Raw genomic sequence first — 15,263 nt, 5'->3', positions numbered from 1 at the left:
ACGGCCGATATGAGAGGAAGCCATGGTCCGCGCCAAACGCGCCACGCTGAAATCGATCGCGGCCGATCTGGGCATCACCCATACTTCGGTGTCCAACGCCTATAACAACCCGGCCAAGGTGTCGAAGGAGCTGCGCGACCGCATCTTCGCGCACGCCCGAAGTTTACACTATGAGGGGCCGAACCCCGCCGCGCGGTCGCTGCGTACCGGGCGGTGCGGCGCGATCGGGGTGCTGTTCAACGACCAGTTGAGCTATGCCTTCACCGATCCGCACGACATCGCGTTCCTGCGCGGCATATCGTCGGTGTGCGAGGAGGAAGGCGCCAACATCGTCCTGATCCCGCTGAAGGACAAGCATCCCGAACGGCTCGACACGCTGACCGCCATCGTCGACGGCTATATCCTGAACGCGCCGTACAAGAGCAATCCGACGATCCGCAAGGCGCTGGCGCGCGGACTGCCGACCGTCGTGGTCGACTTCGACGCGCCGGGGCTGCCCAGCGTGCTCGCCAACGACCGGGCGATGATGCGGCAGGTGGTGGCGCACCTGCTGGCGCTCGGCCATCGCCGGATCGCGATCGTCACCTTCCCCTGGACCGAGAATCACGGCGAAATCTATGGGCTGGACCGCGATTTCTCCGACGAGAATTACGTCGTCCACGAACGTATCCTCGGTTGCCGCGACGCGTTCGACGCCGCCGGCATCGCCCAGGACGGCGTGCTGGTGTGTGAGACGCTCAATTCGGAGGAAGGCGGCGCGCATGCGGTCGACCGGCTGTTGCAGCGGCAACGCGACCTGACCGCGATCGTCTGCTTCTCCGACCGCTTGGCGCATGGCGTGATCGCGGCCTGCGAAGCGGTCGGGCGGCCGGTGCCGGGGCGGATGTCGGTGACCGGCTATGACGGGATCGACCCGCCCGGCCGCACCTCCAGCGGGCCGCGCCTGACGACGGTGCGCCAGAACGCGTTCGAAAAGGGGCGCAAGGCCGCCGAACGGCTGCTGTGCGACAGCGACGGCGGGGCAGCGCCGATCGGCATCGATGCCCAATTCATCGTCGGCGACAGCAGCGCGGCGGCTTGGGAAGGAACACGGGCATGACGGCGCTGGTGCTCGAAGGACTCGGCAAATCCTATGAGGGGACCGAGACGATCCGCGGCATCGACTTGCAGGTCGCATCGGGCGAGTTCGTCGTGCTGGTCGGATCGTCGGGCTGCGGCAAGTCGACGGTGCTGCGGATGATCGCCGGGCTCGAACGCGTCGACCATGGCACGATCCGCATCGGCGACCGCGACGTGACCCATGCCCCGGCGGCGGATCGCGGGGTGGCGATGGTGTTCCAGTCCTACGCGCTCTACCCGCACATGACGGTCCGCGAAAATCTGGCGTTCGGGCTGAAGAACATGCGCACACCCAAGGCAGCGATCGCGCAGGCGGTCGAGCATGCGGCGACGATCCTCGAACTGGACGCGCTGCTCGACCGGATGCCGGCGCAACTGTCGGGCGGACAGCGCCAGCGCGTCGCGATCGGCCGGGCGATCGTGCGGGATCCGGCGATCTTCCTGTTCGACGAACCGCTGTCCAACCTCGACGCCGACCTGCGCGTGCGGATGCGGCACGAACTGGCGGCGCTGCACCGCCGCCTGGGCGCGACGATGCTCTATGTGACGCATGACCAGGTCGAGGCGATGACGCTGGCCGACCGGCTCGTCATCCTCGACAAAGGGCGGATCGCGCAGGTCGGCACCCCGCTGGAGATTTACAACCGGCCGGCCAATGTGTTCACGGCGGGGTTCATCGGCAGTCCGCGCATCAATCTGCTCGACGCGGTGGTGGTGGCACGCGACGGCACGGCGACGCTGTTCGAACTGGCGGGCGGCATGCGGATCGCGCGCGCATGCGGGTCGCTGGCGGTGGGCGAGCGGGTGACGCTGGGGCTGCGGCCCGAACATCTGCGACTGGCGGCCGGTGCCGACGGCGTCGCGCTGCCGATGATCGTCGAGGCGGTCGAGGCGCTGGGGCATTCGACCTATCTCTATGGCGAGTTGGCGGCGGGCGGCGCGTTTCGCGCGAAGCTGGACGGGCATCACGCGACGACCGGCGCGGTGACATTGTACGCCGATCCGGCGCGGGTGTTGGTGTTCGGTGCGGATGGAGGCGCGATTTAGCAAGCTACGCCTGGGCACCCGCTTGCCCTGCATCAAACCAACGCGACAAAACGCCTCATCCAAGCGTTCGGTTCCATGCTAACCATTTGTCAGCCGGCGCGCGCTATGATTTAGGCAGAGACGCGGAGAGCCGGGGGGCCGATCCGCACGGATAGCGAGGAATCGAGCGGGCGATGGTCGAGACGGCGGTGTTCACCTATGGGTTGTTGGCGAGCTTCGTGCTGTCGGGCGCGGCGCGCAACAAGCGGATGGAGCGGCCCAACCCGGCGCTGCTGACCTATATCGGATATCTGCTGGTCGGCATGTCGGCGGCGGCGTCGGTGCTGCTGACGGGCTATGCGGTGTGGCAATCGATCTGACGACGGGCGCGGCGTTCGCCGGCCGTGGCGGTCGGGAAGCTGCTCGAGCGATTCCTGATCGCGAGGCATGTCGTGCTGCCGTGCAGGCGGGGGCCGGGCGCCAGGCAAAACTGTCCGTTGCCACTGCGACTCTGAACCGGCCCGCATAGGACGTCGGCGAACGTCGCGACCCCAATCGAAAATGCATCATATCCCGGCGAAGGCCGGGGTCCAGTTGGTGCGCCTGTTCAGCGATTACGAACGTCCCCCAACTGGGCCCCGGCCTTCGCCGGGGCACGACGCGTATTGTCGCGCGACGTTAGAGCGTGATGAAAATAGGTGGAACCGTTCGTGCTGAGTAGGGGCTGAGCGAAGTCGAAGACCCGTATCGAAGCACCTGTCGCAAACGGTCCTTCGATACGCCATTTCGACAAGCTCAATGGCTACTCAGGACGAACGGGTCTGACCCATGTCGTCGTGATTTAAAGCTTCCGTCGGATTGTCTCCAATGCAATCCGGCGACCCGGACGGCGCCTCTTGCAACGGCAGCAAGTCCGCATTGAGATCGTCCGGCAGCGCGTCCGCCGGGCCGAGCGGCGTTAGCGCGCGCAGCGTATCGATCAGGTCCGGACGCGGTCCGGCACTCGGTTGCTCCGCTTGGGTCGTCATCGGCCTGAACTCCGTCCAGACCAGTCGCAGCACATAGTGGCGGCCGGGGCGCACGGCACCGTCGATTCCCAGCCCCGGCCGACCGCTACGGCTCTGACATCCCCAACAATAGAGGTACGTACGCTGCCGCACGTACCCGCTTGCCGCCGGGCAGGTTGATCGTTAAACCTGCCCGCTACTTCCGCGAACGATGGCTGCACGAACGGCCACGGACCGGAAGCCATAGGGAGAGGATTCGGCATGAAATCCGATACGCGGTTCCGCTTGCTTGCGATGGCCGGGATGGCCACCGTGCTCATCGTCACCCCCGCCACGGCACAGACGCAGGGGGCCGACAATCCCGCGCCGCCCGCCGGCACGGTGCAGGATGCGACCAGCGCCGCCGAGGATGGCGAGATCATCGTCACGGGCCTGCGCGAAAGCCTGCGCCGCGCGACCGATATCAAGCGCAATGCCGACAACATCCTCGATTCGATCGTCGCCGACGATATCGGCAAGCTGCCCGACCAGAATATCGCCGAGGCGATCCAGCGCATTCCCGGCGTCACCATCTCGCGCGACAATGGCGAGGGGCAGTTCATCACCGTGCGCGGGCTGGGGCCGGCGTTCAGCAGCGCGCTGTACAATGGCCGCATCCTCGCAACCGAGAATCAGGGGCGCGAGTTCAGCTTCGACATATTGCCCGCCGAACTGATCAACCGCGTCGACGTGTCCAAGACGCCGACCGCGGCGCAGATCGAGGGCGGCATCGCCGCGACGGTCGACATGTACACCGCGCGCCCGTTCGACTTTTCGGGGACCAAGGTCTCGCTGTCGGGACAGGCCAATTACGACAAGATTCGCGGGCAATTCTCGCCGCAAGCCTCGGGGCTGTTCAGCACGACGTTCGGCGACGGCGATTTCGGCATCCTCGGCGCGTTCTCGTACATCGACCGCAAGATCGAGGGGAAGCGCATCTTCACCGACGGGTGGGAGGCGAACCAGTCGCTCGACCTGAACAAGGACGGGACGGCCGAGTTCACCGGCGTGTCGCTGCCGACCTATGTCGAATGGGGCACCAACCGCACCAGTCGCAAGCGGCTGTCGGGGCTGCTGACCGCGCAGTGGCGGGCGAGCGACACGTTGCTGTTCACGCTCGACGGCCTCTATTCGAAGCTCGACGTCAATGACGATAACAAGGTGTTCTTCGTCTATGGCGGCCCCGGCGACATCACCGCCGCGACGGTCGACGGCAACAATACCATCACCAGCTATACCGGCATCGCATCGGGCCCCAACATCACCAACCAGGTCCGCCCGCGCCTTGCCACCACCTATCAGGCGGGGGCCAATCTGGCGTGGAACCCCTCCGACCGGTTGAGCGGCACGGTCGACTTCTCGTGGTCGAAGGCGACCGACGATACCGGCGGCAATCAGGCATGGTTCGAAAGCAACCTCGCCACGCCCAGCTATTCACCCGCCGGGGTGCGCTTCGCGATCGGGCCGACGGGGATGCCGGTCTATACGGGCCTCGGCAACATCCTCGACGTATCGAACGCCAAGGCCGGGTTCCTGACCTATGAGGGCGTCAGCGTCGAGGACGAAATCTATCAGGGCAATGCGAACCTGAAATGGGATGCCGATATGGGCATCCTGACGCGCATTTCAGGCGGCTACAACTTCTCGGACCGCAAGAAATCGCGCTTCTCGTTCAAGACGCCCGATGCGCTGCAATGCCTATATTGCGGGGCGGGGGTCGGCGTGCCGCAAAGCGTGTTCGGCCGGCCGGCGGAGGCGACCAATTTCCTCGGCACCGGCATGTTCGACAGCGCCTATCCGACCTATGCGGCGGCCGATCTGGCGAGCTATCTGCTGAGCGATGCGGCGATCAACCAGCTTGCCAATCCGGCGGCGGCGCGCGCGGCGCTGGCGGCCAATGGCGGCGGCTTTGGCGTCATCCCGGTGCCGGGCAATAGCGGGTCGGCGCAGGAGCGGACGATCGGCGGCTATGTCCAGGCGACGTTCGGCGGCGATTTCGGATCGCGGGCGTGGTCGGGCAATATCGGGGTGCGCTATACCCGCACCGACGTGATCTCGCGCGGGTTCGGGCAGGAGATCGTCAGCATCACCCCCGCCCCGCCCGGCGGCGATCCGATCGTCAACCTCTCCGCCCCGCAACCGATCCGCGAGACCGGATCCTATGCGCAGTGGCTGCCGAGCGCGAACTTCAAGATCGACGTGTTCGAGGACGTGGTGCTGCAGGCGGCGGTCGCCAAGACGCTGACCCGCGCGACGCTGAGCGACCTGCTGCTCATCCGCAACATCAACCCGCGCCCGCGCGAACGGGCGATCACCGACGGCAATCCCGGCCTCGAACCGATGATCGGGTGGAATTACGATGCGGCGCTGACCTGGTATCTGGACCGGGCGAGCTTCGTGAGCGTCGCGCTGTTCGCCAAGGATCTGAACAATATCTCGGAATCGGTCACGTCGACGATCCAGCTGCTCGGCCTCGATTTCCGGCGGACGCGGCCGGAGAATATCGGCAGCCGCAGTTATCGCGGGATCGAGTTTTCGGGGCAATATACCTTTACCGGCCTGCCTGCGCCCCTCGACGGATTGGGGGTGCAGGCCAATATCAGCCTCGTCGAACCCGATGCGACGACGTATAATGCCGTCGCCTTTTACGAAAAGGGGCCGTTGCAGGCGCGTATCGCCTATAATTACCGCAATGCCTATGAACAGACGCAGCAGGGCAATCGCGGTCAGCCGGTCAATGTCGACGCCTATGGCATCTGGGACGCGAGCATCAACTATGCGCTGAACGATCAGGTGACGTTGTTCGCGCAGGGGCTGAATCTGTTCAACGAAAAGACGTTCCTCTATTCGGTGTACAAGGAACGGGTGATTACGTTCGAAACCTATGGTCCGCGCTATGCGCTGGGCGTGCGGCTGAACTTCTGATGGGGACGCGCGTTACGACCGCCGAACCCCAGCATCAGGAGTAGTTTCATGACCGATACGCTCGTCAACAACCGCGACGTCCCTGTTTCGAACGGCAAGACCAAGCTGACCGACGCGTTCAAGAAGCATTTCGGCGGCGACGCACCGATCGCCGACAAGGCGAAGGGTTTCGCCAAGGAGCGTCCGTGGACCAGCGCGGCGCTGGCCGGCGTGGCGGCGATCGCGGTGCTGAATACGCTGCGCGGCAAGAAGCTGTCGTAAGACCTTTCTTCCTCTCCCCCGTTCGCTTCGAGCGGAGGTTCGAGCCTGTCGAGAACCGAAGTAGAGAAGGGGTTGCCCCAAGCGGGGCGTTCTCGACTAGCGCTTCTCGACAAGCTCGAAGCTGCTCGAACCGAACGGCTTTGGTTGGTGGCGGCCTTGTCCCCTACCGCCCGATCAATTCCCCATATAGCGCGCGGTATGACCCAATGATCGTCGGGTGATCGTAATCGCGCAGCACCCGGCGGCGCATCGCCTCGCCCATTTCCCAGCGAATGGCAGGCTCACCGGCGATGGCGCAGATGCCGGCCGCCGTCGCCTGCGGATTGACCAACGGGGTGACGATGCCGCCATGGCCGGGATCATGCGGCCCCCGCCCCTCGATCATCTCGCGGCAGCTGCCGACATCGGGCGCGACGACCGGGATGCCGCAGGCGCCCCCTTCCAATATCACCAGCGGTTGCGCTTCGGACAGGCTGGTCAGCACCAGCAGGTCGATGCGGTTCATCCAGTCCTCGATCCGCACCCGCCCGGCGAAATGCAGCACGGCGTTCAGGCCAAGGTCGCTGACCAGCTGGTTGCATTCGGCGGCATATTCGGGATCCTCGTCCTCCGGCCCGAGCACGACGAAGCGCAGATGCGGCTTTTGGGCGTGGGCGATGGCGCAGGCGCGGACGAAGGTCTTGATATCCTTGATCGGCACCACCCGTCCGAGCAGCGCGACCAGCGGATGGTCGGGGTCGCGCGCGTCGGCGAGGTGCGAGAAACGACGCGCGTCGATGCCGTTGGGGATCACCCGCACCCGGTCCGGCGCGGCCCCCAGTCGCCGCTGCACCGCATTGTTGTCGCCATAGAGCGCGACGATCGGATCGCAGGCATCGTAACAAGCACCGGCATAGCTGGTGAAGGCACGCACCCACAGGTCGCGCAGGTCGTTGACGCTGCGATCCATGGCAAGGCCGGTATCGACCTGGTCGCCGATCCATTCGGCCATCATCACCTCGATCTGCCGCTCCAGCAGATAAATGCCATGTTCGGTGATGAAGGCGGGCCGCCCGCTGACCTGTGCCGCGCGCGCGGCGAGCAGCCCGGCGAACCCGGTCGAGATGGTGTGATAGGCGCGGGCCTTGGGCAGCGGCGCGGTCAGCACCGCCAGCAACCCGCCCAAGAGCACCCGCATCGCCCAGAAATAATGGTGGAACGACGCCTTGGGCAGCAGCGCCTGATAATGGCGGCGCAACCGGGCGAAGGTCGCGGGATGGGCGAGGATGTCGCCCGGCGTCAGCGGGTGCCCGACCCCGTCGATCAGTGTGATCAGCTTGCCCAGCGTCCCCGCCCCGCCCCCGCCGACGAAATCGATCAGCGCATCGGCGATCGCCTGCGCCTGTTCCGCCGGATAGCGCCGCGGCATGGTCGCTTCGGGGGCGAGCGCGATCTCGACCAGTTCGACGACATTGTCGGGCGGGGTCAGCTGCATCGCCAGCGGTGCCGAGGACGGCTTGATCGCGACGATCGCGAAGCGGATTTCGGGCAGATGGGCGATGAGGTCCTGCAACCATCCCGATACGCCGCCGACGACATAAGGGTATGCCCCCTCGACGATCAGGCAGATATCGGCGGGCGGCCCGGTGTTGATCCGCGCGTTCACGGGCGGTGCTCGATCGTCTGTCCCCGCCACCAGCGGGTCGCGCGGGCGAAGGGATCATGCGGGCTTTCCACCACCGGCAATTGTTCGACGATCGCATCGATCGCGGCATAATCGCCCGCCGCCCACAATGCCTCGATCCGGGTCGGGTCGAGCGGGTCGTCGCCGATCAGGCCCAGCGCCTCGGCCCGCAGATGCGCGCGCTGCGTATCGGACAGCAGCACGTTGCCGCGCGCATGGTCGGCGAGCATCGCCGCCAGCGCCGCATCGCGCTCCGGCCCGCCCGCCGACTCCAGCGCGGCGCGGCCGGTCGCCAGATTCTGCACGACGCGCGCCGAGGCGGCGGCGGCAAGCGCGCGGATCGTCTGGTCGCCATCGGTCAGTGCCAGCGCGATCAGCGGCGCCAGCGACGGTTCGAACGAGCGGACCACCGTTTCCAGCGCGCGGCGACGCTCGGCGACCTGGCCATGGCGCATGACGGTGACCAGCGAATGCAGCGCATCGGCATCGGCATGGAGCACGCGCCCGTCGAGCATCCGCGCGACGGTCAGCTTCGCGCCACGCTGGGGACGGTGCGATCGCACCACCGGTTCGGGGAGCGGTACCGGCGCGCGATCCTCCTCGGGCAGCGCGCGGCTGACCCATTCGCCGAGCAGCAGCATCGCCGGGGCGATCATCCCGCCGACGACCGCGCTGAAGCGGAGCGCGCGTCCGTCGCGCAGGCGCAGCACGATCGCCGCGATCGAACAGCCGCCATGGCCGAGCAGCAGCAGCGGTCCGGGCAGCAACGGCGCGGAAGCCAGCATCGCCCCGTCGGCCAGCGCCAGCGCGACGAGCGCGCGCGTCACGCCACCAGTCCCGGCGACCGTAGTGCCAGCGGCGCGGCGCGGCACGGCTCCTCGGCCAGCAACGGGCCGAGCCAGCGGCAGATTTCGGTCAGTTCGGCCAGAAGATGCGCGCCCATCGCGGCAAAGGGCAGGTCGTGCAGCACCAGCACGCCCAGCAACCGCGCCGGATCGCCCTCGGTCAGCGGCAGCGCCACCGCGCCGATCCCGTCCAGCGCGCCCCGATCGCCGGCATTCCCGACATGGATCGCCGCACCCCGCCGCTGTGCGTGCAGCAGCAGCGGCGCGGGCAGCGTATCGGGCCGCGCCTGTGCCCCCGCACCCCGCAGCCATGCGCGCGCCTCCCCGCCGGTCAAACGGTAACAGGTGAAGTCGCGGGTCTGCGCCGCCAGCGCGATCAGCGCGACCATCGCCGCGCGGCGTTCGGCCGGATCGGCATCGCCCAGACGCGCGGCGGTGGCGATTATGTGACCGATACTGCGTTCGTCGGTCGCGACCTGCACCTGCAATGCGCGGTTGGTGTGGACGAGCTGGTGAAACGCCTCGGTCAGCCGTTCGACATTGCGCCGGGCGCTGTTCTTGGTCCGGCCGAGACGCACGAGCCGCTGTATGCGGACCATGGTGACCTCGCCGATCGCCACCGCCGCCATGAACCACAGCAGCGGCGGCAGCGACAGATGCAGCAGATGGTCAAGATAGTCGCGCTCGTTCGCGGGTTCCTGCCCCAGCGCCAGCCACAGGATGCTGGCGATGGCCGCCGCCGCCAGCGCGGGGAAGGTGCCATAGGCGAGCGCCATCACCACCACCGGCAACCACAGCGGATTGGGGTTGATGCCGGTAAAGGCGGTGCCGTCGAGCAACAGCCGGTCGAAGGCGAGCAGCACCCCGAACGCCGCCGCCAGTTCCATCGCGATCCGCAGCGCCCGCCGCCATGCCGCGTTCATCGCCCGCTCCCCAGCCCGCGCGTCACGCCCGCGCGTGCGAACAATTGTTGCCCGGCAAAGCCCGGCCGGGTGACCGAGCTGATCCCGCCGCTGCCCTCGACGCGCCACGCATCGCCGACCGGCAGCACGAGGCCGAGGCTGGCATTGGGACCGTCGCCGCCGAAGCGGTCGACCGTCCATCCGGCGAGGCCGGTCAGCTGCGCCTCGCCGATCGCGCCGCTCAGCAACCCCTGCGCCGTGTGGTTCTCGCGCGTCGCGAAATTGATGCCGCCGCGTCGGCGTTGCACATATTCGGCGTCGAGCCGGTAAGTCAGGCCGAAGGCGACGCCGCCGCGCCGCCGGATATAGTCGATGCCGCCGGCCAGCGTGATCGTGTCGACCGCCCCGTCCCCGCCGGCCAGCCCGTAGCGGTTGCCGCCGATATCGACCTGCCCGACCAGCCCCGGCGCGATGCGATAGGTGGCACCGGCGGACAGGCGCGACAGCCAGCCATCGTACAGCGCCTGTTCGCGCGTCGAATAATCGGGCTGGTGCAGCGTCACGCCGGCACGCCACTGTCCCTCGACCGATCCCGATGCATAGCGCACGCCGCCGCCGGTCACGCCGCTGTCGAGCGCGCCGGCGAGCACCGCCTGCATCCGCGCCTCGTCGCCGATACGGACGGTGGCGCCGGCCTCGACCACCGGCGATCCGCGCCGTTCGTCGCCGATGCTGCTGGCGACATGGCGGACGCCGCCGCCGATGGTGGTGCGGTCGGTGACGGCGATGTCGACGCGCGCGCTGCTTTCGACCTGCGACAAGTCGCTGCCGTCGCGCAGCGTCACGACCGCCGATGCCGCACCGGGGGCGAAGGCCGCCGCACGGCGCGCGCTACGGTCGGTCGCGCCGAGTTGGCGGTAGAGGTGGTTCGCCCCGGCGGCGTCGCCATCGGCGCTGCGTGCGTCGGCGAGGATGCGGGTGACGCGTTCGTCCTCCGGATGCTGCGCGGCGAGCAGTTCGGCCCGGCGGCGGCCCTCGCCCGGATAGCCGGCGGCGACATCCGCCTCGATCGCGAGCAATTGCGGGTCGAGATCGCCGGTCGCCTCGCCGACCGGCGGCGCCGGTGCGTCGGCCGGCGGCGTGAAGCCGATCGTCACCCGGTTGGCGTCGAGCCGCCAGCGCAGGTCGCGGCCGGCGGCGGGGCGCAGTACGAGGCTGTCGTCGTTCCAGCGCAGGTCGCCGATCGCCGTGCCCGCCGCATCGCGGAACGCGTCGATCGCGCGGTCGTCGATCGCCCGGTCGGCGCGCACGACGATTTCGCCGCCATCGCCTTCGACCTTCAGCGTCGTGCCGACGGGCCAGACCAGTTGCGGATCGCCGCCCGCGACCTCGCCATCGGCGAGGATCGCCGGGGGCACGCGCAGCACCGGCCCTGCTTCGGCCGCGATGAGGAGCAGCGCCGCGATCATTGCTGCGACAACAGCATCCGCGCGCGCCCTGGCTGACCGTCGGCGATCAGCAGCCGGGCTTGCAGCGCGACCAGTTGCCGGTCGGCGGGCGTCGTCCGGCGCAGCCGTTCGACCAGCGCCACCGCCTCGCGCCGCCTGCCCAGACGATCGAGCAGCTCGGCATAGGCGCGGCTGTCGGCCGGCGTCTGCGCCAAAGCCTTTTCCAGCCATGGCCGCGCGGCGCGGTCGCCGCCGATCTTCGCCTGCGCATCGGCCATCAGCCGCAGCGCGGGCAGGTCGTCGCCATCGCTGGCCAGATAGTCGCGCAGGATCTGCACCGTGCGCGGCGCGTCGCCGGCATTCCACGCGCTCCACGCCAGATCCATGCGGTCGCGCGGCGCGGCGATGCCGGTGGCAACGCGCGCGCGCAGCAGCGCCGCGAGCTGCGCCGGATCGGGCTTGCGCGGCATCGCATCGCCCGCCGCGCGCACCGCATCGGCCGTTAGCGCCCGTCCGTCGAGCAGCCGCGCCAGCACCGCCCGGCCCGCGCCGTCATCGCCCGCCGCCTGCGCAAGCCGCAGCCGCGTCAGCAGCACCGGCGTGCGATCGGCGAGCGGATGGCGGGCGAGGAACGCCGCCGCCTCGCCCGGCCGGTCGCGATCGGCATAGGCGGCGATCCAGTCGAGCTGTTGCGCGGGCGTCCCGACCAGCGTCCGCTGCCGCAGCCACGCGACGTCGCGCGCGCCCGGGCGGGGGCCGAGCAGATAGAGCAGCCGCCGCGCCGCCGGCCCATCCGGCCCCCCCTGCCCCACCGCCGTCGCCAGCACGGCCACCGCATCGTCGCGCGCGCCCGTCGCCAGCAGCTGTTCGGCGATCGGCAATATGTCCGCGCCGGGTGTCTCGGCGCGGGCGAGCAGCATGCGTCGCAGCCCCGCCCGGTCGCCCGCCCGGGTCAGGATCGCCTCGCGCGCGGCATCGCGCTGATCGACCGGCAACAGCCCCGCCGCCGCCAGCGCCCCCTGCTGGTCGCCCGCCGCCTGCGCGACACGGATCGCCAGCCACGGGTCGCGCGCGCGCCAGTCGCTGCCGACCCGGTCGAGCCGCGCGATCAGCGCCCCCTGCCCCGCCCGTTCGAGCCGCCGGGCGAGGTCGAGCGACAGCGCGGCATCGGGCCGGGGGATCGTGCCGCGCTCGGCGGCGGCGACCAGCAGGTCGGGCCGGTCGAGCGCATAGGCGGCGGCGACGATCGCCGGTCCCGGCACGCCTTTCGCCCGGTCGAACAGCGCCACCGCCGCGTCGCGCCGTCCCCCCTCCGCCAGCAGGTCGATGCGCAGCGGCCATGTCTCCGGCGCCTGCCCGTCCGGCCGTGCCGCGAGATAGGCGAGCGCCACCGGCCCGCGCCCGGCAGCCTTTAGGTCATAGGCGACCTGCAGTGTCGTGACCTTTTGCCCCGCCGCCTGCAACCGCGCGGTCAGCGCGGCCAGTTCGCTCGCATCGTCACGGGCGATCGCGTCCGCCAGCACCGGCAGTCGCGGCCCGGTGGATGGCGCCGCGACCGGCAGTGACGGCGGCACCGCGATCGATGCCGCTACCGGCTGCGCGCGGCGTTCGACATGCAGCACCTCGGTCCGTCCGGGGAGGAGCAGGACCGCCGCCAGCAGCACGCCGCCCCCCGCCACCATCGGCACGCCGATCGCCAGCCAGCGTTGGTCGCCGCCGATCATCCCGACGGCTCCGGCCACAACCGGTCGAGCGCCAGCGTCGACACATAGGGCGCGAACCCCGCCGCGCGTTCGCGGGCATAAAGGGCGGCGACCTGCCGCGTATCGGCCATGTCCCAGTAATCGAGCGTGGTGACGACCATCGCCGGATTGATCGCCTTGGCCGCACGCAGCCGGTCGGCCTGCCATTTCCAGTCGCTGTCCGACAGCAGATCGTAGCGCTTGGTCGCGAAGTTCCAGCGCGACGCCATCGATTCGCCCAGCACATAGTCGATCGACGGCGCGACCCGGTCGAGCAGCGCGTAACCGCGGTTGAGCATGATGCGGATCGCCGGGAAGCGCGCACGGATCGCGGCGATCAGGCGTGCGCCCGCCGCCACCATGTCCTTCGCGCCCAAGGGGTCCTGCCGTTCCATCGCCTCGGCATTATCCATCGTATCGATGAAGATTCCGTCATAGCCAAGGTTCAGAATTTGCGGGACGATCCGGTCGAGCACCGCCGCGGTCCATGCCGGATGGCGCAGGTCCGCGCGCCGGGCGTCGGGCCAGTCGGGATTGGCGGCGCCGAGCGCCCCGGCGGCATCCAGTCCGGCGAAATAGGGGCGGCGCTTCTCGACCTCGCCGAGGCTGACATAGCCGAGCAGCGTCGCGCCTTCGCCGCGCAGCGGCGCGATCGGACGCGGGTGATGCGGTTCGAGCACCAGCATTTCATAGTGCCGCGCCAGCACCGGATCGGTCGCGGCACCGTAATCGACCGCCCAGCGCAGCTTCGCGTCGCCCTGCCCGCTGCGATCGGAAGACCCGGTCCGCAGCGCGAGGGTCATGCCCACCGCGCCCGCGCCCAACATGATGGCGTGCCGCCGCCCGATCGCCGACCCCATCACAGCCAGCGCCCGCCATGGCCGACCACCGCCGGGTTGTTGCCGACGAACAACAGATACGTCATGTCTATGCTTGCCTCCGCGACCAGCGCGAGGCCAACGAACGCCCCCACGACTGCGCCGGCCATATAGCCCCAGCCAAAGGCCGCGAAACCGGCATCGAACTGGACCCATGTCGCCAGCGCGCTGGCCAGCGCGAAGCTGGCCCAGGTCAGCAGGATGCGCCCGAACAGGTCGTAATAGGCAAGCACGACGGTGGCCGCGATCACCACCAGATGGAACACCACCCCGGCCGAAGTCTGGCGAAAGGCGAAGATCGCGCGGACATCGGCGCCGATCGCGTCGAACAGCGGCACCGCCAGCACCCAGGCAAAGGCCGCGATCAGCAACTGGGCCAGCACCAGCAGGCGCAGGCTGTTGCCCAGCACGGCAATGACCTCGCCGCGCGCTTCCTCGATCCGCTCGAGCGTCGACGTACCGGTACAGCGCGCCAGCATGCTGCCGAACGCGCGATCGAACCGGGTTTCGGTGACGATCAGCAGCAGCGTCAGCCCCGGCACGATCGTCAGCAGCCCCAGAAAACTGCCCTCGTCGTTGATCGGGTTCAGCCGCAGCGCGCCGACCGCCACCCTGCTCGCCGGACCGACCCACAATATCCATTTGTCGATCCAGATCGCGGCGACCCCGGCAATCCCCGCCAGCGCGATGATGCGGGCAAGGCGCGGATGGATCGCGTCGCGCGACGGCAGCACCACGTCGCCGCTGAAATGGCGGCGCAGCACCAGCAGGATCGCCGCCAGCGTCAGGCCGATGCCGCCGCCGATGATCAGCAGCACGCCGAGCAGGTTTCCATGCGGCCACAGCCACAGCGCGCCCGCCGCCGCCGCTATCCCCGCGAGATAGGCGAACGGCACCACCCGATAGCGGTCGAGCGCGGTCAGCATCGGCGCGGCGATCCAGATCTGCGCCAGCCAGGCGAGCGCGACGGTGGCGGTCAGCGCCTGCGCGAAGGGCAGCGCGCCCACCACGCCGAAGACGACCGTGCCGATCGCGAGGGCGATCACTCCCCCCGCGGCCAGCGCCAGCAAGATGATGCCAGGGATGCCGGCGGCGTCGCGGGCGAAGAGGCGGTCGGCGACCATGCGGATGGCGACGATGCCGATCGGCGCGGCGGCCAGCGCCGACAGGCTGAACGCATAGATCAGCACCGTCTGTACGACCATCGAATCCGCTGGCGTCAGATGGACCGCCGCCCAGCGTTCGAGCAGCCCCATCGAGATCGCGGTCAGCAGCCACGGCCCCGCGCTGATGACCGCGCCATGCGCCGCGGCGCCGACGATCCCGCCGACGCCGCCTTCGCGTGCCACCTGTGCCAGCTTGAATCCGATTCCCGCCATCCGCCCCCCTGCCGACGCAGTGATACGGT

13 protein-coding genes are annotated in these 15,263 nt (G+C 69.0%); 5 read left to right on the top strand and 8 right to left on the bottom strand.

Annotation, left to right across the window (positions count from 1 at the left end; translation table 11 throughout):
- The first annotated feature begins 22 nt into the window (after nt 1-22).
- From MF607_RS17415 to MF607_RS17405, 3 genes are all read left to right on the top strand, one after another.
- Nucleotides 23-1,099, top strand: a complete 1,077-nt coding sequence (locus tag MF607_RS17415) for a LacI family DNA-binding transcriptional regulator (RefSeq protein ID WP_242121144.1) — start codon at nt 23-25, stop codon at nt 1,097-1,099.
- Entirely contained in the window at nt 1,096-2,166 is a 1,071-nt protein-coding gene (locus MF607_RS17410; RefSeq protein WP_242121142.1) for an ABC transporter ATP-binding protein, read from the top strand. The genes MF607_RS17415 and MF607_RS17410 overlap by 4 nt, the downstream gene beginning before the upstream one ends.
- Nucleotides 2,167-2,339: 173 nt before the next feature.
- Entirely contained in the window at nt 2,340-2,525 is a 186-nt protein-coding gene (locus tag MF607_RS17405; RefSeq protein ID WP_056453843.1) for a hypothetical protein, read from the top strand.
- A gap of 426 nt (nt 2,526-2,951) precedes the next feature.
- On the opposite strand, the gene MF607_RS17400 is transcribed toward MF607_RS17405, so the two are convergent.
- Nucleotides 2,952-3,173 (bottom strand): hypothetical protein, encoded by a 222-nt coding sequence (locus tag MF607_RS17400; protein WP_242121140.1) that lies wholly within the window; start codon nt 3,171-3,173, stop codon nt 2,952-2,954.
- Nucleotides 3,174-3,413: 240 nt separating this feature from the next.
- Between MF607_RS17400 and MF607_RS17395 the strand changes: the two genes are divergently transcribed.
- Both MF607_RS17395 and MF607_RS17390 read left to right on the top strand, forming a co-directional pair.
- Nucleotides 3,414-6,116 carry a TonB-dependent receptor gene (locus tag MF607_RS17395; protein ID WP_242121138.1) on the top strand — a complete coding sequence of 901 codons (2,703 nt, stop codon included), beginning with the start codon at nt 3,414-3,416 and terminating at the stop codon, nt 6,114-6,116.
- Between the two features lie 48 nt (nt 6,117-6,164).
- The gene (locus tag MF607_RS17390) at nt 6,165-6,377 is read left to right on the top strand and encodes a hypothetical protein (protein WP_056458742.1); all 213 of its coding nucleotides are present in this window, start codon (nt 6,165-6,167) and stop codon (nt 6,375-6,377) included.
- Between the two features lie 163 nt (nt 6,378-6,540).
- On the opposite strand, the gene pelF is transcribed toward MF607_RS17390, so the two are convergent.
- From pelF to pelG, 7 genes are read right to left on the bottom strand one after another with little or no spacing between them, the layout of a single operon-like run.
- Nucleotides 6,541-8,022, bottom strand: a complete 1,482-nt coding sequence (pelF, locus tag MF607_RS17385; protein ID WP_242121136.1) for a GT4 family glycosyltransferase PelF — start codon at nt 8,020-8,022, stop codon at nt 6,541-6,543.
- Entirely contained in the window at nt 8,019-8,867 is an 849-nt protein-coding gene (locus tag MF607_RS17380; protein ID WP_242121134.1) for a hypothetical protein, read from the bottom strand. The genes pelF and MF607_RS17380 overlap by 4 nt, the downstream gene beginning before the upstream one ends.
- Nucleotides 8,864-9,808, bottom strand: a complete 945-nt coding sequence (locus tag MF607_RS17375) for a hypothetical protein (RefSeq protein WP_242121132.1) — start codon at nt 9,806-9,808, stop codon at nt 8,864-8,866. Before MF607_RS17375 ends, MF607_RS17380 begins: the two co-directional genes overlap by 4 nt.
- Nucleotides 9,805-11,256, bottom strand: a complete 1,452-nt coding sequence (locus MF607_RS17370) for a hypothetical protein (RefSeq protein WP_242121130.1) — start codon at nt 11,254-11,256, stop codon at nt 9,805-9,807. The genes MF607_RS17375 and MF607_RS17370 overlap by 4 nt, the downstream gene beginning before the upstream one ends.
- Nucleotides 11,253-12,959 (bottom strand): hypothetical protein, encoded by a 1,707-nt coding sequence (locus MF607_RS17365; RefSeq protein ID WP_242121128.1) that lies wholly within the window; start codon nt 12,957-12,959, stop codon nt 11,253-11,255. Before MF607_RS17365 ends, MF607_RS17370 begins: the two co-directional genes overlap by 4 nt.
- Nucleotides 12,956-13,837, bottom strand: coding sequence for a glycoside hydrolase family 191 protein (locus MF607_RS17360; protein ID WP_242121126.1), 882 nt, complete (start codon nt 13,835-13,837; stop codon nt 12,956-12,958). The genes MF607_RS17365 and MF607_RS17360 overlap by 4 nt, the downstream gene beginning before the upstream one ends.
- Complete coding sequence (gene pelG / locus MF607_RS17355) at nt 13,837-15,234, bottom strand: exopolysaccharide Pel transporter PelG (protein ID WP_242121124.1); 1,398 nt, start codon at nt 15,232-15,234, stop codon at nt 13,837-13,839. The genes MF607_RS17360 and pelG overlap by 1 nt, the downstream gene beginning before the upstream one ends.
- Between the last annotated feature and the right edge of the window lie 29 nt (nt 15,235-15,263).

It is taken from the genome of Sphingomonas lacusdianchii (genome assembly GCF_022664395.1).
GTDB lineage: Bacteria > Pseudomonadota > Alphaproteobacteria > Sphingomonadales > Sphingomonadaceae > Sphingomonas > Sphingomonas lacusdianchii.
This window is presented reverse-complemented; position numbering and strand designations above follow the sequence as displayed.